Annotated in this window: 18 protein-coding genes; all 18 read left to right on the forward strand. The window is 44.0% G+C overall.

The genetic code is table 11. The features are described 5' to 3' along the window. Positions 1-130: 130 nt before the first annotated feature. Positions 131-2,056, forward strand: coding sequence for an asparagine synthase (glutamine-hydrolyzing) (gene asnB / locus IKB69_RS05640; protein WP_290947095.1), 1,926 nt, complete (start codon positions 131-133; stop codon positions 2,054-2,056). A gap of 378 nt (positions 2,057-2,434) precedes the next feature. Further along, on the forward strand, positions 2,435-3,709 hold the full coding sequence (locus IKB69_RS05645; protein ID WP_290947097.1) for a hypothetical protein: 1,275 nt from the start codon (positions 2,435-2,437) through the stop codon (positions 3,707-3,709). Continuing rightward, the gene (gene gspM / locus IKB69_RS05650) at positions 3,702-4,235 is read left to right on the forward strand and encodes a type II secretion system protein GspM (protein ID WP_290947099.1); all 534 of its coding nucleotides are present in this window, start codon (positions 3,702-3,704) and stop codon (positions 4,233-4,235) included. Before IKB69_RS05645 ends, gspM begins: the two co-directional genes overlap by 8 nt. Further along, positions 4,235-4,552, forward strand: a complete 318-nt coding sequence (locus IKB69_RS05655; protein ID WP_290947103.1) for a hypothetical protein — start codon at positions 4,235-4,237, stop codon at positions 4,550-4,552. The genes gspM and IKB69_RS05655 overlap by 1 nt, the downstream gene beginning before the upstream one ends. Continuing rightward, complete coding sequence (mshL, locus tag IKB69_RS05660; protein WP_290947106.1) at positions 4,549-6,093, forward strand: pilus (MSHA type) biogenesis protein MshL; 1,545 nt, start codon at positions 4,549-4,551, stop codon at positions 6,091-6,093. The genes IKB69_RS05655 and mshL overlap by 4 nt, the downstream gene beginning before the upstream one ends. Beyond that, the gene (locus tag IKB69_RS05665; RefSeq protein WP_290947108.1) at positions 6,083-6,832 is read left to right on the forward strand and encodes a hypothetical protein; all 750 of its coding nucleotides are present in this window, start codon (positions 6,083-6,085) and stop codon (positions 6,830-6,832) included. Before mshL ends, IKB69_RS05665 begins: the two co-directional genes overlap by 11 nt. Positions 6,833-6,844: 12 nt before the next feature. Continuing rightward, positions 6,845-8,236: a GspE/PulE family protein gene (locus IKB69_RS05670; protein ID WP_290947111.1), complete on the forward strand. Its 1,392-nt coding sequence runs from the start codon at positions 6,845-6,847 to the stop codon at positions 8,234-8,236. Between the two features lie 31 nt (positions 8,237-8,267). Next, positions 8,268-8,855, forward strand: a complete 588-nt coding sequence (locus IKB69_RS05675; protein ID WP_290947114.1) for a hypothetical protein — start codon at positions 8,268-8,270, stop codon at positions 8,853-8,855. Positions 8,856-8,890: 35 nt separating this feature from the next. Next, complete coding sequence (locus tag IKB69_RS05680) at positions 8,891-9,859, forward strand: hypothetical protein (protein WP_290947118.1); 969 nt, start codon at positions 8,891-8,893, stop codon at positions 9,857-9,859. A 36-nt stretch (positions 9,860-9,895) separates the two neighbouring features. Then, complete coding sequence (gene galE / locus IKB69_RS05685; protein ID WP_290947120.1) at positions 9,896-10,990, forward strand: UDP-glucose 4-epimerase GalE; 1,095 nt, start codon at positions 9,896-9,898, stop codon at positions 10,988-10,990. A gap of 18 nt (positions 10,991-11,008) precedes the next feature. Next, the gene (locus IKB69_RS05690; RefSeq protein ID WP_290947122.1) at positions 11,009-12,634 is read left to right on the forward strand and encodes an FAD-dependent oxidoreductase; all 1,626 of its coding nucleotides are present in this window, start codon (positions 11,009-11,011) and stop codon (positions 12,632-12,634) included. 192 nt (positions 12,635-12,826) lie between these two features. Beyond that, positions 12,827-14,227 carry a hypothetical protein gene (locus tag IKB69_RS05695; RefSeq protein WP_290947124.1) on the forward strand — a complete coding sequence of 467 codons (1,401 nt, stop codon included), beginning with the start codon at positions 12,827-12,829 and terminating at the stop codon, positions 14,225-14,227. 38 nt (positions 14,228-14,265) lie between these two features. Then, a complete protein-coding gene (locus IKB69_RS05700) occupies positions 14,266-16,167 on the forward strand; it encodes a DUF1561 family protein (protein WP_290947127.1) in 1,902 nt (633 codons plus the stop codon). Between the two features lie 52 nt (positions 16,168-16,219). After that, the gene (locus IKB69_RS05705; RefSeq protein ID WP_290947129.1) at positions 16,220-16,474 is read left to right on the forward strand and encodes a hypothetical protein; all 255 of its coding nucleotides are present in this window, start codon (positions 16,220-16,222) and stop codon (positions 16,472-16,474) included. Positions 16,475-16,815: 341 nt separating this feature from the next. After that, positions 16,816-17,859 (forward strand): DctP family TRAP transporter solute-binding subunit, encoded by a 1,044-nt coding sequence (locus tag IKB69_RS05710; RefSeq protein ID WP_290947132.1) that lies wholly within the window; start codon positions 16,816-16,818, stop codon positions 17,857-17,859. A 10-nt stretch (positions 17,860-17,869) separates the two neighbouring features. Further along, positions 17,870-18,490 carry a TRAP transporter small permease gene (locus IKB69_RS05715; protein WP_363240294.1) on the forward strand — a complete coding sequence of 207 codons (621 nt, stop codon included), beginning with the start codon at positions 17,870-17,872 and terminating at the stop codon, positions 18,488-18,490. 33 nt (positions 18,491-18,523) lie between these two features. Continuing rightward, positions 18,524-19,819, forward strand: a complete 1,296-nt coding sequence (locus IKB69_RS05720; protein WP_290947135.1) for a TRAP transporter large permease subunit — start codon at positions 18,524-18,526, stop codon at positions 19,817-19,819. 323 nt (positions 19,820-20,142) lie between these two features. After that, positions 20,143-20,598, forward strand: a 456-nt coding sequence (locus tag IKB69_RS05725; protein WP_290947138.1) for a hypothetical protein, incomplete at its 3' end; no start/stop codon positions are given.

Raw genomic sequence — 20,598 nt, forward strand, 5'->3', positions numbered from 1 at the left:
TATGCTAGGCTTGCTCGCGGCAATTCACTTACATCTAGCTAGATACAGTAATAAAGCGTAGGCACAGTTTCTTTAGCAAAGGCAGCGCACAAAATTGTATAATCTCGCCATTTTTATGCAAGGAGCTATTATGTGCGGTATTTTAGGGATTTTGGGGCAGAGCGATACAGAAAACTTCACCAAGGCTTTACACACACTTACCCACAGGGGTCCAGATGCCTTTGGTGTGTATGTAGGAGAATCTATCACACTAGGGCACAGACGACTCTCAATCATCGATACCAACGAGCATAGCAATCAACCAATGCACTTTATAAATAGTAATATTGGGGGGGGGGGGCGAAATGATCAAAGCCCACTTTATAGCATAGTTTTTAATGGAGAGATTTACAACTATATTGAGCTACGCGAGCAGCTTAGTGCTAAAGGCTATGTTTTTCATACACAAAGTGATACTGAAGTCGCGTTAGTAAGCTTTATAGAGTGGAGAGAGCAGTGCTTGCAGAAATTTAATGGCATGTGGGCATTAGCAATCTATGATCACAGAGCCAAACGCCTCTTTCTCTCCCGCGATCGCTTTGGGAAAAAGCCCCTGTTTTACGCATTTATCACCACTAGCAAAGGAGAGAGGCAACTACTCTTTGCTAGTGAGATGAAAGCCATTTATCCATACTTAGAGCAAATATCGCCCTCGCGCACCTTTAGCGCGATGAGTGCTAGGGCAAATATCTTCTCCTATCCACAGACTCACGATACCCTAGTAGATGGGATCTACCGCTTCCCTTACTCACACTATGCTTATATCAGCCTAGGCGAGAGCAGGCTTACTCCAAAGCGTTACTACAATATCCTAGACCATCTCCGCCCAGCTCCTAACACCTATGAGCTAGCAACACAGGAGTTTTTCACACTCTTTTGCGATGCGGTAAAGGTGCGAATGCGCTCAGATGTTACCATAGGCACTGCGCTTAGCGGGGGGCTAGATTCTAGCGCGGTGATTTGCGCGATGGCGCATCTTGCCAAGCAGGGAATGCAAACACAAAAGGACTGGCAGCACGCCTTTGTCGCCTGCTTTAAAGACACGCATCAAGATGAGAGCTGGTATGCTAAGCAAGTGGTCGATCATATCGGTATAAATGCGACTTTTAAGGAGATTGAGCCGCTAAAAGAGTGGGACAATATCCATAAATATTTTTATATGCTAGAAGATCTCTATGGGCGCATACTCTTGCACGATATTTTGATTTATAAAGAGCAAAGGAGCAATGGCATTACCGTAAGCCTTGATGGACACGGATCTGATGAGCTTTTCTGTGGGTATGGGCATATCCCTTATGCGTTATGGGATAGTAGATTCCACCCTGTGCGATTATGGCAGCTTATGCACACTACTAATGGCACACGCCTACACCCAGAATCCACTCTCAAAGTGTTAAAATCTAGCCTAAACATGCTTGCGCGTACAGGGGTAAAGCGACTCATTGGCAGAGAAATCGTGCAAAGTGCAGATTCTGGCCACCCAAACTTTCAGGCGATGGATACGCTCAATCAAGTGCTATATGTGCTGTTTTTTGAGACACTTCTGCCTGTGATTATCCGCGATTATGATAAATGCTCGATGATCTCAAGCATAGAGATACGAATGCCCTTTATGGATCATAGGCTTGTGGAGTTTATGTTTAGCCTGCCTTATCACTACAAAGTCGGTGGCGGCTATACCAAAAAGCTCTTGCGCGATAGTATTGGCACACTTATGCCAAGCTCTGTTACTTGGCGCAAGCCAAAGCTAGGATTTAATGCACCTATGGCAGATTGGATAGCGCGTGATAAAAGCCAAAATGGGCTAAAAGAGTGGTTTTTAGATATTGCGCACTCTAAGGACTTCCTAGAATGCTCACTTGTGCCTAATGCTAAAGAGACAAAGGAGCAGATTCTAGCTCTAGCTAGTGGCAATGTAGCACTAGAAAACGCACAAAATGTCGCAGAAGAAGTATGGTGTGCGCTAAACCCCTATCTATGGGAAAAGTCCATCGAGCAATACGCGCTTAGATTCTAGGTATATACTCATAATTTAAAGCTCATATTACTAGTGATTATCCCACGCCAATCGTAGTGGATCGCCAAATTGATTCAATCTATGGATTATGGAGAGCCGAATTTTTGTATAACATTCCCGTAACAAATTTTTGCTTAACGACTGGAGTTAGTGGCAGTTTGATGCTAAAAAATGGGGCAGACTATGCCGCCAATGTTTTTACCTGGATATTTGGGTTTTTGTATAAAATGTAACACCTAAAATAAAAAATTAGAATCCATATTGACAACAATTTAGGCATTTGGCTAGAATCGATGAACCTGCGTAATTAAAGAGGCATTAAGCTTATATTAAGAGAGCAAATCTCCGTCCCCTGCAAAAAGCTTGTTAAGGATCTGTATGACTAGCTTGGCTCAAAGGTATGCGACTACTGCGAGATATTTCGCCTACGCAAGAGCACAGAGTAGCACAGACTCTCCCCATATATTCCTAGATAGTAGTGGGCAGGCTATCAAGCCTAGCTTCCGCCATATCCGTGTCTCTTGTGTCGCGCACTCATCATTACAGCTAGCCACCATCTCCTGCCAAAAGCAAGAGCCCAGCCAAAAAGAATTATATGATATTTGCGTGCAAAAGCAGATCCTTGAGCCTAGCAAGACATATCTCTTTAGTGCTATCCCGCTTGGCACACCAGCCCCACAAAGTCCAGTGAAGCAGTATAAAATCTTCGCGCGCGAACTTGTAGATACTCAAGCAAATCCCCAAGGTACAGGTGGCTCACCTAGAATCTATGAAGACTTAAGCGCGCAAATCCTTATCCCACTCATCCTGCTCCCACTTGCACAAGATAAGCAAGTAAGTGGAGTATTTTTACTCGATGATTGGCTTTGTGTCTATGACAAAGGTGCGCTACTTTATGAATGCGTGTGTAGCGATATCACATCACTCCGTGATGCGCTTAGATTTATTGACTCAATGTATAATAGCCCTAAGACAATCTTCTACTATCAAGATCTTTTCCCAAGTGCGCTAGATCTACACACACTAGATTCTAGCTTAGTGCGCATAGAATCTATCACAAAGCCACTTTATCAAGTCCTTGATGACTCCTTGCACTCCCAGCGATTTACCCCACTCTATAATCCACACGCCAAGCAACTCTTGCAGACAAGTAGCTTTTGGCAGGGATTAGGGCTTGTAGCGTGCTCCGCGCTTATCCTTGCGCTACCATTTTGCAAGCTTCTATATGCTAGCTATCTTGATAGTCGTGCAAGCGATTTGCACGCGCATAATGCACAGCTCACCCAAACTCTAAAGTCCCAAAGCCTAGCCATAAGCAAGCTACCTCATCAAAACACCCAAATCACTGACACCATCCACCATCTCTACACCATTAAATCCCGCTACACTTCTCGCCTAGAGATTCTCTCCACGCTCTCACAAATAGCACGCAAGCACGAGACTTGGATCACTTATTTGCAGATAAATGGTGGGCTAGAAAAGGGCGAGACACTCCTAGAGTTCTCCTGTCAATCGCAAAATCAAGAAAATCTCCAAACTTTGCTACTGTCCTTGCAGCAGAGTCTAAACCTTGAGATCATCTCCACAGAAGAAGAGCTACACCCAAGCGATGTCTTTGGTACAAAAATCACGCTAAAGATTGGCTATGCCTAGACTATTTACCACTTGCGATCTTTGGCTTATGCAAAAAAGCCCGCGTGAAAAGCTCGCACTCTTTGCCCTACCTTTGGTGCTATGCGCTGGCGTGGCTTTCCTTGCGATCTTGCCACCACTTGATGCCACCCTGACACAAAGCAAGTTTGCTTATGACACGCAAGAGAAGCTTGCACAAACGCTAGAATCCACCTTAGCCCAGTCAAGCTCACAAGAGGAGCTAGCAAGCACCCTAGCTTATAAACAGCAGCTCTTACATAGCCTACAAGAGCGCGCACTTACTAACGCTCAGCTTGCCACAAAGCTAGCGCGTTTTAGCAAAGGCGAGAAACATAAGGGTGCGTATCTATCCTTTAGCACTGTAGGTGATGTGGATATGCTAGAGGACATTATTGAGCTACTAGAAGCGCAATATTTTGTCTTCATCGAAAATCTTGTCATTAAAGCCCCTTTTGCAAGTAGCTTAGAGCTGTCCTTTGATGTGCTAAATCTAGGAGAAACACTCCATAAGCTTAGAGAGCTGTGATGAAGCGGTATGCGTGGGCTATGCAGCTATGTGCGCTAAGTCTTTTTGCCCAGAGCCTACAAGAGCAAGTCAGTGCGCTTTTGCACGCGCCTTTAACACATAATCATCGCATATACAATGTCTTTGGCGAAAAGGAGATTGAGCTAAAAGTCTCTGCGATTTTAAACCATAAAGCCCTAATCCACAACACTTGGTATAAGCAAGGGGATAAAATCGGAGGCTTTACCATCACACATATCAATGCACAAGAAGTCGCGCTAATGGACAAAAAGGGTAACAAAAAGACCCTAGCCCTGCAAAAAAGAGTCTTTGAATGATCACCTTAAGCCTAGAATCTACCTTTAGATTCTATCTCCCTAAGCTTATGTGCCAGATTCTAGGCTTATTGCTAGTATGCACTCTCCTACTTTCTATAACCCAAGCTAATGAATGTGCAAATCGATCTTTCACTCTTCAAAGCAAGCCCAATCTCTCCCCCAAGCTCCTACTAGAAGAAATCGCACTTGAGTGCAAGCTCTCCTTAATTCTAGAAAACAACGCCCAAAATGCCTTGGATAAAACAAAAGTAAGTTTCTCTTTCCACAAGGCAAAGATACAAGAGATTCTCTCCACCATAGCCAAAGCTAGCGATACACACTACTCCCTAGAGCAAGGACTAATCCGCTTTAGCCACCTACACACCCAAACTTTCCATATCAACTACATCGCTACCGCACGCGTGGGTAGCTCTAATACCGATGTTGTCTATGGGCAAGAGTCCCAAGCCCAGTCTCTAACCCCACACACAAGCTACCACCAGCCCTACGCCACCAACCCCCTAGGCGATGATATACAAACAAAAGCCTTAACACAAGGCACGCAAAGCCCTGTATTTGGCAAGTCAGGGACGAAAATCTACTCTATTGATGAGCTAAATTTTTGGGGTGATTTAGAAAATGAGCTAATAGCCATAATCTACCAAGAAAACGACAGCTACCACCCAAAGCACCCGCGCATTATCATCAACAAAGGTGCTGGGCTTATCACCATAAATGCCACGCCAAGCCAGCTAGATCGCGCTAGAATCTACCTAGAAACCCTGCAAGCGCGCCTAAGAGAGCAAGTGCAAATTGATGTGCAAATCTTCCACATAGAGCATAACGATATAAACACTATTGGTGTAAATTGGGGCAAGCTCTTTGAGCTAGGCATTAACACCGCACCAAATGCCAGCACCCCACTCTTTAGTGCTAGCCCTAGCGGACTTGATTATGGTGTGTATGTCTTCTCGCAAAATTTAAGTATCGGGCAGATCGTGCAATTTCTCCAAGAATATGGCAAAACCAAATCTGTCTCTAACCCAAAAATCATCACCCTAAATAACCAGCCAGCCATCATCTCCGTGGGCAATGTCCTGCGTTACTCCCAAAGCCTAATCTACCAAACCTCAACTAACTCCAGCACAATCCAAAACACCGGCTACCAATACCCAAGCGTCTTTAGCGGTGTGCTGCTAGATGTAACGCCCTCAATCTATGGGCAGGAAATTATCCTAAAAATCAACCCCTCCATAACCGCGGCAAAAGATCCTTCCATAGAAAACCAAGCCCAAGCCCTAAACGCCCCGCCAAATCTCTCCACCAATCAGCTCTCCTCCATTGTGCGCATACAAAATGGACAGCGCGTGATTTTAGGCGGACTCATTAGCGAGAGTAACTCCACTCAAACCAAGCGGCTTCCTTTGCTAGGCGCGATCCCCATTATTAAATATCTCTTTTCTTACAAAAAGAACATAAAGCAAAAGCGCGAAATGGTCATTATAATCACCCCAACCATTATCGATAATCAAAGCATACCCTACACAATCAATGAAGCCTAGATCCCTAAAATCCACTACAAGCAAGCTCGCACAAATACGCATAAAGCTTACTCTCACTTGCACTAGAATCTATACTACCCTAAAATCCAAAGCGTACCAAGTATATGGAGTGCTTAATAACGCAGTCAATAAAGCAAGGGTATTTTGCAAGCAAACAAGTACTTATACTACAACGCTTCTGCGCACACTCCTTGCACAATATCTAGCCAAAAGAAATGCGCTCATCACACTAGCCCTACTTTGCTTAAGTGTGTGCTTTGGACTTTGGAGTGTGTTTGTGCTAGGCATACTCTATGAGCGTCAAAACGAACGCCAAGATAGCCTGCGTAGAGCCAAAGCTCTAGAATCTAGCGCGCCCACCGCTATCCCCACAAGCCTACCCAAGCAAGCGCGAACACAAACTAACACCCCAAGCAAAAGCAACATTGGTATAGGGGACTCTCTCCAAGCCCTAAGCACAAAGCCCCCAGCAATCCCAGCTGTTGATGAGAAAGAGAGCATTATTACAGGCAATCTTACCTACACAAATGCCCTAAGCATTGCTAAAAGCCAGATTTTAGCCCAAGATTTTACACGCGCTAGAATCTGGCTGTATCGCGCATTTTTACTCCACAATGGTGGCAAGGAAGTGTGGGAGCTGTATTGGCTCTCCTTTGAGCAAGATTACCGCGCGAGCATTGAGCAAAAGCAAGCCGCCTATACACTCTATCTCCAAGCTAAACGCTACTATGGATTCTAGGGACTAGCAGAAATGGCAGAAACAATAAAAAAACTAAATCTATCAAGCTTTGCCCCAAGCAAGCTCCACACAGAGATTCTACCTGCAAGCTTATGTGAGAAGTTTGGCGCGATCATTTATGCAATCACTGACACGCATATCACAATCGTGCTAGCCCGAGATAGTGAGCAATCTAAGCAACTCTTAGCACATCATCTAGCCCCCCACCTAGCTCTAGGCAAGCAGCTAGAATTCTACCTTGAAAGCTCGTTTTGTTTTTATTGGATTGTAAGGGCGGTGGGCTTTGTAGAGCATTTTTACTTGCTTGATGAGGTAGAGGCTAGGCTGCATTATCTCTTACAGCAAGCCCTAGCACTTGGCGCAAGTGATGTCCATATCGAGCATAAAACCTACTACGCGAGTATTCGCCTAAGGATTGATGGAGTCTTGCGCGAGATTGGGCGCATTGAGCTTGATGACTTTAGTAAGCTCTCTAGTAAAATCAAGCTAGATTCTAGGCTTGATATTACAGAAACACGCCTACCCCAAGATGGGCGAATGCAAAAAGATTTTTTACACAAAGACTACGACTTCCGCATATCTTGTATGCCACTTTTGTATGGGGAGTCCATTGTCGTGCGGATTTTGCATAAGCATATTACTCATCTTAACCTTGATACCCTTGGGTTATCATCTAGCACCGCAAGCGTGCTAAGAGAATCCATCGCTAAAAAAAGCGGACTTATCCTTGTTGTAGGACCAACTGGCAGTGGGAAATCCACCACACTCTATGCACTCTTAGAAGAGCTACAAACCTTGGAGAAAAAGATCATCACCATAGAAGACCCTATCGAGTATCAAATCCCATCAGCGACGCAAATTCAGCTTAATGAAGACATAGGATTCTCTTTCTATGAAGCTCTAAAATCCACCCTGCGCCAAGACCCGGACATTATCCTAGTGGGCGAAATCCGAGATAAGCAAACCCTAGATCTAGCACTTAATGCCTCTCTTACAGGGCATTTAGTGCTAGCAAGCCTGCATAGCCACGATTGCATCTCTAGCCTTGAACGACTCTTTGAGATGGGGGCAGCGCGCTCTGTAGTAGCGACAAGCTTGCTGTGCATCATAGCCCAAAGGCTTGTAGGCAAGCTCTGTGATAACTGCAAACACAAAACTCCACAAGGCTATATCTCTAGGGGCTGTGAAATCTGCGATGGTAGCGGGATTAAGGGGCGCATAGTACTTGCGGAGCATCTTAGCATTGATGACTCGCTTCGCGCGCTGTTTTGGGAGGATTTGTCTGGGGATTGGCGTTTGTCTTTGCGTAAGGCACTTGTGGCGCGCAAGCTCCACACACTCAAAGATGATGCCCTAAGCAAATGCGAGTCTATCGACTATCGCCAAATCACCCTACTAGGGTAGTATGCTATACTTCGCGTTGTAAGGAGCTAGTATGAAAGGTTTTATATCATTTATCATCGCTTGTGTGCTTGCGTGTATGAGTGCTACATTTATGCTAGCTCTTATAGATGGCAACCACAATTGGGGTGGGGACTTTTCCCAATATATCACCCAAGCAAAAGCCATCATAGCCAGCACAATCCCCACCCAAATCGCCAATAACACGCTAATGATGAGCTACAGCGACTTCCCCTATGGTCCAAATGTCTATCCGTGGGGGTATCCGCTACTACTTGTACCAGTGCTTGCGGTCTTTGGAGAGAATCTAGCTGCGCTTAAATGTGTCAATGTAGCGCTTTTTTTACTCTTCATTATCTGCTTTTACTGCTATGTGGCTAGGCGGTTTTCTATGGGAGCTAGTACTGCTCTCACGCTAGCTTTCGTGCTAAATCCTATGCTCTTAGTCTTTGCTAGTAGTAATATCCTAAGTGATATTGCCTATATGAGTGCAAGCTTTATAGCAGTGGTGGTGCTACAAGCATTTATCATAACAACAGAGCAAGCACGCAAGCTTCATACCTCTGCTATGACTTCTAATATTTCTAAAATTTCTTTGGGGGGGGGGGACATAAAAGTTTAGGGCCACTTATTTTAGGGGTGCTTGGTGGGATTTGTATGCTTTATGCCTATCTCATCCGTAGCAATGGTATAGCAATCTTTGTAGCCCTATGCGCTATACATCTCTACTATATCGCTAGAATCCAAAAGCAAGATCTCAAATATCTAGCCTTGAGTGCTGTGCCTTATGTGGTGTTCGTGCTTGGGGTAGTGCTTATGCGCTATATGTTAGACTCTGCTGGTGGAGAGGGACATATTGCCGTGCTAGTGGAGAGCATTTCTCTTAAAAGTATCGTGCGCAACATTCTCTACTATGCTGGAATCTGGGGCGACTTCTTTGCCCTGCCAAATCCACTTACCCTACTTGCACCTAGTCTCCTAGAATCTAGATATGCCTTTTTACTCCCCAATCCTTTGGGGTTACTTGCGTGGGCTATATGCTTGTATTTTCTCGTTTTGGGGCTTAGTGAGTGCTATAAGCGCGATATGTTTGCGCTATTGTTTGTGGGGGCATCGTTGGCGATTTTAATCCTTTGGCCCCCATTACAAGGCATTCGCTTTGTGTTTAGTGTCCTGCCATTTGTGGTGATATGGATTGCTTGGGGTATGCAAAAGACCTACTCCAAGCATCCTAAGCTTATCATCACAATGTGCGCGCTACTGCTTGGCTACTTTGTGCTAAAAGACAGCTATCACCTAGCAAGCAAACATAATGCCCTGCCAAAAGCGATCCTAGCCCTAAAATCCCAAGAGTCCCACCCACAAGCCTTTGATCTAGAATCTAAGCGGGTTTATGAGTTTATCACCACGCATACAAAACCTAACGATATAATTGTGTTTTTCAAGCCACGCGTACTCTATCTAGCGACCAATCGCCTAAGCTACTCCACAAGCAAACTAGAGCGGCTAGATAAGGCGCAATATTTGCTAGAATCTAGCTTTGCCCCACTCTTTGACAAGAAGCAACTAGCACACTTCTCTATCGCGTATGCAAGTGAGCATTTCACGCTTTATGCCCTGAGATGATTGTGCTATAATGCACGCTTACTTAAGGACACAGCTATGACAAATCCCATTTTAGTAACCGGCGGAGCTGGCTACATCGGCTCACACGCAAACGCCCTGCTAAACGCACTTGGATTGCAAACCATCGTGCTAGATAATTTAATCTATGGACATGAGCTTGCTTTGCAATACGCGCCACTGCCAAATGCTAGCACTTCCTTGCTAGAGTCTCTTGTAACTTCTAAAATTTCTTTGGGGGGGGGGCATAAAAGTTTAGATCAAAACCTACACACTGCACACAAAAATACCACCTTTATCCGCGCCGATTTAAGCGATAAGGCTACTCTAGATTCTATCTTTAGCACTTATGACATACAAGCAGTTATGCACTTTGCTGCCTTTGCGTATGTAGGCGAAAGCGTAAAAGACCCTAGTAAATATTATTACAACAATGTCGCTAACTCGCTTAGTCTGCTAGAATCTATGTGTAAAGCAAATGTCAAAAACATTATCTTTAGCTCCACTTGTGCTACCTATGGACACCCCTTGCACCTACCCATTACAGAATCCCACCCACAAAATCCCATAAACCCCTATGGCTACTCAAAACTTGTAGTAGAAAATATGCTGAAAGATTTTAGCAACGCTTATGGACTAAACTATGTAATCTTGCGTTATTTTAACGCCGCTGGAGCAAGTATGCTTTTTAATATTGGTGAATCCCATAGCCCTGAAACGCATTTAATCCCCTTGCTTCTACAAACCGCACTAGGGCAAAGAGAAGTTCTAAGCATTTATGGTGATGACTACCCTACAAAAGATGGCTCTTGTGTGAGAGATTATATCCACATAGATGATTTGGCAAGCGCGCATATTCTAGCCCTAAAGCATCTCTTAAATGGCGGTAAAAGTGAAGCCTTTAATCTTGGCAATGGGGAGGGCTTTTCTATCTTTGAGTTATTAGAATGTGCTAGCAAGCTCTGTGGCAGACAAATCCCCTATACCATAGAAGCTAGACGAGAAGGCGACCCTGCCACACTCATTGGTGATGGCACTAAGGCAAAGCAGATTCTAGGCTGGAGTCCATATTTTGCAGATATTGAGACAATCCTATCATCCGCACTCAACTGGCATACAAACCCACGCTATTAACCCACACAAAGGACAATAATGAAAGAGTATAAAAAGATCTTAATCATCGGTGCAGGACCTGCTGGGCTTAGTGCAGCAAGAGTGCTTAGTGAAAGTGGATATAGCGTGGAGATTTTTGAGCTAGAATCTAAAGTGGGTGGTATGAGTAAAAGCATAGAGCTATTTTCGCAGATTGTGGATATTGGACCGCATAGATTTTTTAGCAAAGATAAACGCTTAAATGACTTTTGGCACGCCCATACAAATGGCGAGTATGAGAAAGTCTCGCGTTTAACTAGAATCTTTTATAATCGCAAGTTTTTCTACTATCCTTTGCGTGGCTTTGATGCACTTTTTAAACTTGGTTTTTTAGAATCTACTCTTTGTGTCCTAAGCTACATAAAAGCAAAAATTAGCCCTTTTAAAGGGGATAGCTTTGAATCTTGGGTAGCAAATGCCTTTGGCTATCATTTGTATAGCATATTTTTTAAAAGCTACACAGAAAAGCTCTGGGGGATTCAATGCAATGCGCTAGATTCTGATTTTGCCGCACAACGCATTAAAGGGCTTAATCTCTATGAAGCGATAAAATCGGCGTTTTTTGGCGGTGGCGGAAAAAAGCATAAGACTTTAGTTGATGAGTTTAGCTATCCTAAAAAGGGTTGTGGTGTGGTGTATGAAAATATGAAGCAAGAGATTATAAAGCACGGTGGTGTGGTGCATTGTGATATTGAAGTGCTAGGTATTAAAACGAAGGACAAAAAGGCGGTAGGCATTCACACAAACAAGGGCGAGTTTAGCGGGGATATTGTGATTTCTACCGCACCTTTTAGGGATATGGTGTTGTCTTTAAAAGAGCTAGATTCTAGTGTGAAAGAATTAGCAATGGGGCTAAAATTTAGGAATACGATTTTGGTCTATGTAGAAGTAGGGGATTCTAGTAATAAAATCCAAAATTTAAACGACTCCACAAAGGATTCTAGGATTTGCAAAAACGCACAAAATGTGTTTTGTAGCCACCCTGACAATAACGCTTACAACGATAGAAATAATGTTAGGATTGTTGATGAGAAATGTGGGTTGCAAGAAAAATCGCAAGGGAGTTACCTTAGCGGTAATGACCGCCGCGATTTTTCGCAGCTCCCGCATTTATCGCAACAAGCCGCATTATTTAAAGATAATTGGATTTATGTGCATAGCAAAGATACTCTCACAGGTAGAATCACCAATTTTGCTAATTGGACCAAAGACCTACAATGTGGAAAAGATTCTGCGATTTTATGCCTTGAGTATTGGGCAAATGATGATGATCCATTATGGAATCTAGACGATAACGCCTTAAGCGAGATGGCAAAAAGAGATTTACTAGAATCTAGACTTGTAGCAGATTCTAGCCTTATACAAAACACGAGTGTGCTTAAAATCCACAAAAGCTATCCTGTGTATGAGAAAGGCTATAAAGATAATCTGCATAGAATCTACAACGCGCTTGAAGAGTTTAAAGACTTGTATTTCATTGGGCGTAATGGGAGCTTTAAGTATAACAACCAAGACCATAGCATTCTTATGGGGCTTATGTGTGTGGATAAGATTTTGGGCAAGGAGTGTGATTTGTGGCATATCAACACAGATTATGACTACCAAGAAGGGGGCAAAAGTGAATAAGAATAAGATTCGACTTTAGGTGAGTAATGCGGTTGAGTGTGTGGTTTTGGGGCAGTCATTACCGACAAGGTAGCCCCTACCCCAGAATCCCCAAAACTATGGAAGCTTCACCATAAATCCTAGAATCCACTTTTTGACAATCCTGCCACCAATATGCCAAGAACAAATAAGCAAAATATAAAGGAGCAAATAATGTTACGCGATCTTTTTACACAATTTGTGTGGAAGGTAGATTCTATCGCGCAAAAACGCGTGTATATCACTAGCTTTATGCTACTTGTGCTACTTGCTACTAGCACGCTATTTTACCAGCATGCCAACCACTTCGGCGATGTGGATTACCATATCCCAGCCACGATTCTAGCCCAAAGCCACGACTATGATTTGGAAGGCTATGGACTAAGCTTTGTCAAAAGCGATGAGCTAGGCGCGCTCTCCTTTAGCCACTATCAATCTGCCATAGGTGTGCAGGGATTTTTATATGCGTGGCTATATAATGTGCTTGAGCTAGAGAGTATAAAGCCCTTGTATAGACTCACTGCATTTTTTAGCGCGCTATGCTTACTTATATGTGCGGTTTTGCTAGGTAAAATCTTTGGCAAAGCTTTTGGGATTATCTTTTTTCTCTCGCTTTTTACAAGTAGCTGGGTGGCAAACTTTAGCGGGAGTCTTTACTTTAGTTTTGGCTTTTGGTTTCTCCCTGCGATTGTTGCTTATAATTTGTATATATATCTTGTAAATTCTCTTGGGGGGGGGGGTAAAGAAGGATTGGACTTTACTAAAGAAACACCGCAAAACTCCCACAACCACAGCGCAAATCCTAGAATCCTAAAAAAACATCAAGCTTCTCCGTCATTGCAAGACACTGCGCAAGCAGTGGCAAAGCAATCCACCACGCCACGCAAGCACAGCAAACCCATCTCTACAACTATACTTACCCTACTCTGCCTTGTCTTTACTCTTACCATAGCCCTGCGTGCAAGTATGAGCTATGAGTTTATCACAAGCATTATTCTGTTTTCTCTTAGCCCGTTTATCGTTAGCTTTGTATATGAACTGCTGACAGATTCTAAAGCCCCTTTTCTCAGTCTTTCAGTAAAAAGGGCTTTCAACTATGGCTTAGGGCTTTTCATCCTTGCTTGTGTAGGGTTTGGACTTACTTTTATGCTTCATACTTATATTCGCGGTGGGGGAGATTTATGGGCTGGGCTTATAGATATTTATCGCAACGACTTTTTACGCAGAATGGTAGGGGGCAGCGCAAAAGACTTTGACCCAGTTTATGCTGCTTCGCTTAATGCCAATGCCCTAGAAGTTATTAGAATCTACCTTAGCAAGCCTCTTATGCTTCTTTTGCTTGGGGTAAGTATTTTTGCCTGCTTTAAGGAATCTAGCAAAGCGTATAGAGCCTTTTACATTGCTCTAATTATGGGCTTTGCCTTGTCTGCGTTAAGCTGGTTTGTACTTGGCAAATCTCATAGCTACATCCATAGACATTTTTGCTTTGTGCTATGGTATCTTGGCTTTTGGGCAAGTCTTTTATATGCGCCTATCTACTATCTATACCGCAGATTCTGCCACTCCACTTGCTAAAGTGCTACAATATCCGTAACCCTACACAAAGGTTGGCGATGAAGCGCTCTTGTTTCTCTATTTTACTACTGCTATGCACGCTACAAAGTGTGCTAAATTCTACCCCCACGCTAAAGAAAGCCGCCACTCCAAAAGACACGCCCATAAAAGTCTATACAAGTACCGATACACTCTGCTATATGCCATCTCCCTCGGCAAATGGCACAATCTACTTACAGCTCACCCTATGCAATGATGCAAATGCCCTAAAAGCACGCTATGATGTCTTCTCTCGGCTTGCGTATAATCTCAATGGTAGCTGGTTTTGTATCACCGCGCCAGATTCTGTAGCAAAAGGCACAGCAAGCAAAGATTATGCACTGCTAACACCCTGCACGATCAACAACAAAGCCCAGCAATGGAAGCTTAAAGATATGCAGTTTTATGATGCTAGAGAGACATATATCCTAAAAGATGATGGCAATTATGTTTATGTTGCCAAAAAGCGCGATACATCTCTACTTTTCCACACACTTAGTGATGCTATGCAAAGCTGGGTAAATACTATAGCGCAGCCGGGCAATCTAAGCATAGAAACTTTCATAGCTTGGGATGTATCATCACAATATGGTAATGAGCGCTACTTCCTTACCAACAACCACTCAAGCAAAAACACCACACCCCTTTACTACAATCTCCAAAGCGGACACATTGCTATCTATAATCGCGGGGAGCATAGGCTTGATTGTATGTATGCTGATGATAATGGCGCGATGTGGAATTGGGTATGGTGGGCAAAATGCACCGATGAGACACCACCAAAGCTTAATCGAGCCTATTGGAAGCTAATCCCCACTAAAGCACAAGAAGTAGCGTTTCTCAATTTCCAAAACAACCCCTTGCGCCTTACGCGCTATGGACCATCGTGGGGTGTACCCTATATCGCCACGCCAGAATATATGCAAGGCGACACGGGCAATGCTGCTATCTCTAGCTTTGTCATAAGCAATGATGCGCTAGAGTGGCTACGATTTATCAATGCCAACAATGGTGAAAACCTAAGCACCTGTCCAGCCCCAAGCAATAGCCAAAGCCCCCCTAAGAAAACACGGCAAAAACGCTCCCCCAAGCCCACACCCCTACCACCAAACTTCCGCTTTAGCAGTGAGTGGCGTGAAAGAGTTTTAGCCATTATTACCACCACGGATCGATCAATGAGTGCGGCGGGAATTTGCGGGGTATGTTTATTACAATCCTTTCAAATTGTCGCAGAGATTTTAGAGAACCCTAGCAGCCCTAGACGCTCTGGGGGCTACTTCTTTGACACACGCTATGGTGCGAACCCTTTTGTATCCTTTAGGTTTAGACACTCGCTTTTATACGAGAGTTTGCACGATATTTTAGGGTGGTTTCGTCTCTATGTGCGGCGTGAGTTTGTTACCCCAGAGCTTATTTCTCTTAGTAGCAACAATACCGCCGTAGCAAGCGCGATTTCACTTCTGCCTCAATATGATTGGAATATCCCCATACTTGGCTTAAACTCTAGGCAAAATGAGCGCGTAGCTGACTATGTCCTGCGCGCACCTGGTGGAAGCGTATTTATCTTACTAATGGATTTAATCACGCCGCGCGGGGAGAGAGGCTCACACGCTATGGTCGCTATCCGCACTAATGATGGCACGCGCATTATCCCCACAAATATTTTGATGAACCAAGAAGAGTTTGCCACCTATACAATCCCTGTTTATACAAGGCAAGATCTCCTAGCGCGCTTGAGTGATGGGGGCTATGTGATCGAGCGACTTGCTGCGCTTCAAGCAAGTGCGTATCATACTCTACCCTTTGCCAGTGTGATATCAGTGGGTGATTGCAGTGGAGGTGGAGCAAGCCGTCGCGGAAGTGGAAGGATACCAAGGGTGGAGATGGTGAACCAGTGTGTAAGTGGGCGATGCTTGTGGTAACAACAAAGATTCGGCTTTTTTACATTTTTAGCATTTTTCCTAGAATCCACTTTTGCAGACTGTGGAAAACGCCCAAAGCCTTGCAACAACTTCCACTTCCAAGATATTTTCAGCAGCTTTCATCGCTTCCGCCTTATACTTACTGCTTCTGTGGGCTTTTGTGCGAGTCTATCCACAAGCTTATTACTATAGCAACAATAGCGAGATTGTCATCACCAAATCGCAAAAGCCATCATCCCCCAAGCTTCCTACCCCGCTCACGCCTTTGTCCTGCCTAGAAATGCGCCAAAGGAGCGCAAGATTCTAGAGTCCTTAAAGCAGTGCAAACTGTGAGCTAGATTCTAATATCAAATGCTCTTAAAGCTCCATATAGAGTAAATGTTGACTTAGTGCGCTTATATCTGCGTGGTGTTGCCACAATCCAAGTCCGTAGCTATGCACGCTGGTGAGCAAATGCAGGTACTTCTATGTGATAGCAAGACCACTGACACAAGCGCGCACACTCAACAAAAGCGCGCGTATATATACCCAACATCTATTGCAAAAAGCGTTACAAAAGCTAGAAACATATCTATAACCTTATAAAAGCCTGCTAAATGGCTGGATTTTGCGCTAGAATAAGCTATCTAAAAGTGGTAAGGAGTGTAAATGAAAGCAAGATCAAATCTCACAAATATAGTGAAATTATGCTGCGGAGTGCTTGGGCTAAGCGCACTTAGTATAGGGCTTCTAGGCTGTGGTGATAGCGCACCTAAAGAGCAAGAGAGCTACACGATTAAATTCTCCCATGTTGTTAGCTCTGGCACACCTAAAGGCAAGGCTGCAGACTTTTTCGCCAAGCGCGTGGAAGAGCTTAGCCAAGGTAAAATCAAAGTCGAAGTTTTCCCATCTACACAGCTTGTCGATGATGACAAAGTCTTCCAAGAACTAAAGCGCAACAATGTCCAAATGGCAGCCCCGAGCTTCTCAAAATTCACCCCTATTGTTAAGGAGTTCAATCTCTGGGATGTGCCTTTCATTTTTAGAGATAGTGAACATTTGCACAAGGTAATGGATGGCGAAGTGGGCGATATTTTGAAGGAAAAAATCGCACAAAAGGGCTTTATCGCGCTGGATTATTGGGACGCTGGATTCAAACACTTTAGTTCTAATAAAAAGCCCATTATCGTGCCAGAAGATGCCAAGGGACAAAAGCTTAGAATCCAAACTTCAAAAGTGCTAGAAGAGCAGATCAAAGCTATGGGCGCAAACCCACAGGTCATAAATTTTGGTGAAGTGTATTCTGCTTTACAAACAGGTGTAGTTGATGGGACAGAGAATCCGCTCTCAAACTTCTACAACTCCAAATTCTACGAAGTCCAAAAATCTCTAACGCTCTCTAGCCACGGCTATTTAGGCTATCTTGTGGTGATGAGTGAGAAGTTTTGGAGAGAGTTGCCAAGTGATTTGCAAGAAGTAGTAAAGCAAGCCATCAAAGAAGCCACAGAATTTGAGCGAGAAGAAAGCGCGCGCGATGAGAGCCAGCTACTAGCAAATCTCAACGACTATGCCAAACAAAGCGACAAACTAACAATCTACACGCTCTCTAACGAGCAAAAAGCACAATGGACGAGCACGATGAAAGCTATTTATCCTAAGCTCTATGGCATCGTAGGAAAAGAGCTAATTCAAAAAACCTTAGAAACAAACTAGAGAATCACGCGTGAAAAGAGTGCTACGACTTTTAAGTGCGCCTTTTGTGTGGGCGCACTTAAACCCTAAAATACAAAAATTCTTCAAAGTCCTTGATACAATCATCGCGCAAATCAACAAAAATATCGCAGTATTTGGGCTTATAGCTGGAGTGGCGATTGTAGCCATCAATGTCTGCTTGCGTTTTGCTTCAGGCTTTTATCCTAGCGTGCATTCCTTAGCGTGGGGCGAAGAAGTCTCAAGCTACTGCTTTATTTGGAGCGCACTCTTTGGCTCGGCGTATGGATTCCGCAAGGGTGTGCATATTTCTGTGATGGTGCTTGTAGAGAAGTTCCCACCAAAGTGGGCAAAAGCTAGCGTATTACTCTCCCATATCCTTGGTGCTTTGTTTTTGGCATTTATGGCGTGGGCTGGGATTGTAACCTGTGAGCTTTATTATGATCTTGGGCGATATTCTGAAGCATTACACGAAGTGCCTTTGTGGATATTTCTGTTATGCTTACCTTTGGCATTTATTGGGGCGACTTATCGCGTATGTGAAAAAATCTATGAAATCTCTTTCACGCCAGCAGAGCTTGTGGCCAAAAAAACGCAAGATGAAATTATCCACGACACTGCTATTAAGGAGTAGAATGCGGAGTTTTCCTACCAAACAGGAGCAATTATGAGCCTTGCTGTGCTATTTTTACTGCTTTTTGTACTACTGCTTTTAGGTGTGCCTGTGGCAATTGCGCTAGGCATTAGCTCTCTTATATGTTTGCTACTTTTCACAAGCCACGATATAGCTGGAATCCCAGATATATTTATAGCCGCTTTTAAGCCCACGCTTATGGCGATCCCTATGTTTATCCTAGCGGGTTCTTTGCTTAGTAAGGGTAGTGCAGCAGGGAGAATAGTAGATTTTGCTAAATCGCTTGTGGGGCACTTGCCCGGTGGGCTTCCTATGAGCGCGATTCTAGCGTGTGTCATCTTTGCTGCAGTGAGTGGTAGCTCTCCAGCAACGGTTGTTGCCATAGGATCAGTGATGTTTGTCGCTCTAAGTCAAGCAGGCTACCCTAAGTCCTATTCTGTAGGAGCGATCACTACCGCAGGAAGTCTTGGGATTTTAATCCCACCATCTGTGGTGATGATTGTCTATGGAGTTACTGCAAGTGGGCTAAGCGATTTGCACGGAAAAGAAATCGCCGTCTCTATTGAAGCGCTCTTTAAAGCTGGGGTATTACCGGGGCTACTTGTGGGCTTTCTTATGATGCTCTATACATACTTTGGAGCTAAAAGGCTGGGTTTTAAGCGCAGTGAGAAAGAGAGCCTAAAAACCCGTGTTAAAGCCTTTGGGCGAGCATTTTGGGCATTACTCATCATTGCCGTAGTCATTGGCGGAATCTATGGTGGAGTCTTTACTGCCACAGAAGCCGCGGGGATAGCGGTGGTCTATGCCTTTATCATCTCTGTGTTTGTCTATAGAGACTTGCGTCTAAAAGATCTCTATGCTGTGTGCCTTGATGCAGCGATTACCACAGCGATGATTTTTCTTATCATCGGCTGTGCGGTGGTGTTTGCACACTTTCTCACAAGCGAGCGTATCCCCCACGCCATCGCAGCGTTTCTAATCGAGCAAAATATGAGCTGGTGGGTGTTTTTGATCGTGGTTAATATCGTGCTATTTGTTATGGGGCAGTTTATGGAGCCTAGCTCTGTGGTGATGATTATGACCCCACTATTACTCCCCATAGCTGTTTCACTTGGGATTGACCCTATACACTTTGGGATCATTATGGTGCTAAATATGGAGATTGGTATGATCACCCCACCTGTGGGGCTTAATCTCTTTGTCGCAAGCTCTCTCACAGGGCTTGCGCTTAAAGATGTCGTGGTGTCTGTGCTGCCGTGGCTTGCTGTGATGCTTGTAGGACTCCTGCTTGTTACCTATATCCCCCAAATTTCTCTAGCACTTGTGTAGGGAGATATGCCACACACAAAACTAGCGCGCTTAAAGCAGATCTAAGCTAGTTATCTTCTATCTCACCTCGGGCTTCTTGCTACTTGATGTGATCTCTGGGCTTTTTGTCTATCTTGATTGCCAAACTTCTAGCTAGAGAGAGATTAAAGAGCCTTATCCAAAAGCTATCCACTTATGATTCTAAGCTTAGCTTACTTATAATCGATAAAGCTTGTGCTAGTCCTGCTCTCTATAGGTAGCCACCGCCCAGAATCCACTTAATAGATCCAAACTCTGCTATAATGTGAGCTTTTACATCTCAATCCCCAAGCATCGGTGTAGTTATGAAAATATCTAAAAACATAAGTGCAAATAGCGCGATTTGGACATATCTAGTCTATATGGTGTTAGCCCTTGGCGTGCTAGCTAGAATCTACTGCTACTTATGGCACAAGGACTTATGGCTTGATGAGGCAATGCTGGCTTTTAGTATGTATGGCGTTTCTTTTAAGGAGCTATTTTTCGCACCCCTTCCCTTTACACAAGCTGCGCCTGTTGGAGTACTGGTCGTATCTAAGGCATTTGGGATAGCATTTGGCTATAGCGAGCGGGTGCTATATCTCCTGCCTTTTGCCTGTGGAATTGGCTCGCTTATTTTGGCATATATGATTGGCAAAAGACTATTCTCTCCCTTTGGTTGCTTTGTCTTTGTCCTGCTTGCTGTGGGGAATATGGGGCTTTTGCACTACACCACAGAATTTAAGCAGTATGGAATAGAGGCATTTTGTAGCTTTCTAATG

The organism is Helicobacter sp. (assembly GCF_017502485.1).
Lineage (GTDB): Bacteria > Campylobacterota > Campylobacteria > Campylobacterales > Helicobacteraceae > Helicobacter_B.

What these genes read in the sequence shown, in the direction of transcription:
- asnB (WP_290947095.1), top strand. Translation starts at nt 131, where the DNA reads ATGTGCGGTATTTTAGGGATTTTGGGGCAGAGCGATACAGAAAACTTC.
- IKB69_RS05645 (WP_290947097.1), top strand. Translation starts at nt 2,435, where the DNA reads ATGACTAGCTTGGCTCAAAGGTATGCGACTACTGCGAGATATTTCGCC.
- gspM (WP_290947099.1), top strand. Translation starts at nt 3,702, where the DNA reads ATGCCTAGACTATTTACCACTTGCGATCTTTGGCTTATGCAAAAAAGC.
- IKB69_RS05655 (WP_290947103.1), top strand. Translation starts at nt 4,235, where the DNA reads ATGAAGCGGTATGCGTGGGCTATGCAGCTATGTGCGCTAAGTCTTTTT.
- mshL (WP_290947106.1), top strand. Translation starts at nt 4,549, where the DNA reads ATGATCACCTTAAGCCTAGAATCTACCTTTAGATTCTATCTCCCTAAG.
- IKB69_RS05665 (WP_290947108.1), top strand. Translation starts at nt 6,083, where the DNA reads ATGAAGCCTAGATCCCTAAAATCCACTACAAGCAAGCTCGCACAAATA.
- IKB69_RS05670 (WP_290947111.1), top strand. Translation starts at nt 6,845, where the DNA reads ATGGCAGAAACAATAAAAAAACTAAATCTATCAAGCTTTGCCCCAAGC.
- IKB69_RS05675 (WP_290947114.1), top strand. Translation starts at nt 8,268, where the DNA reads ATGAAAGGTTTTATATCATTTATCATCGCTTGTGTGCTTGCGTGTATG.
- IKB69_RS05680 (WP_290947118.1), top strand. Translation starts at nt 8,891, where the DNA reads ATGCTTTATGCCTATCTCATCCGTAGCAATGGTATAGCAATCTTTGTA.
- galE (WP_290947120.1), top strand. Translation starts at nt 9,896, where the DNA reads ATGACAAATCCCATTTTAGTAACCGGCGGAGCTGGCTACATCGGCTCA.
- IKB69_RS05690 (WP_290947122.1), top strand. Translation starts at nt 11,009, where the DNA reads ATGAAAGAGTATAAAAAGATCTTAATCATCGGTGCAGGACCTGCTGGG.
- IKB69_RS05695 (WP_290947124.1), top strand. Translation starts at nt 12,827, where the DNA reads ATGTTACGCGATCTTTTTACACAATTTGTGTGGAAGGTAGATTCTATC.
- IKB69_RS05700 (WP_290947127.1), top strand. Translation starts at nt 14,266, where the DNA reads ATGAAGCGCTCTTGTTTCTCTATTTTACTACTGCTATGCACGCTACAA.
- IKB69_RS05710 (WP_290947132.1), top strand. Translation starts at nt 16,816, where the DNA reads ATGAAAGCAAGATCAAATCTCACAAATATAGTGAAATTATGCTGCGGA.
- IKB69_RS05720 (WP_290947135.1), top strand. Translation starts at nt 18,524, where the DNA reads ATGAGCCTTGCTGTGCTATTTTTACTGCTTTTTGTACTACTGCTTTTA.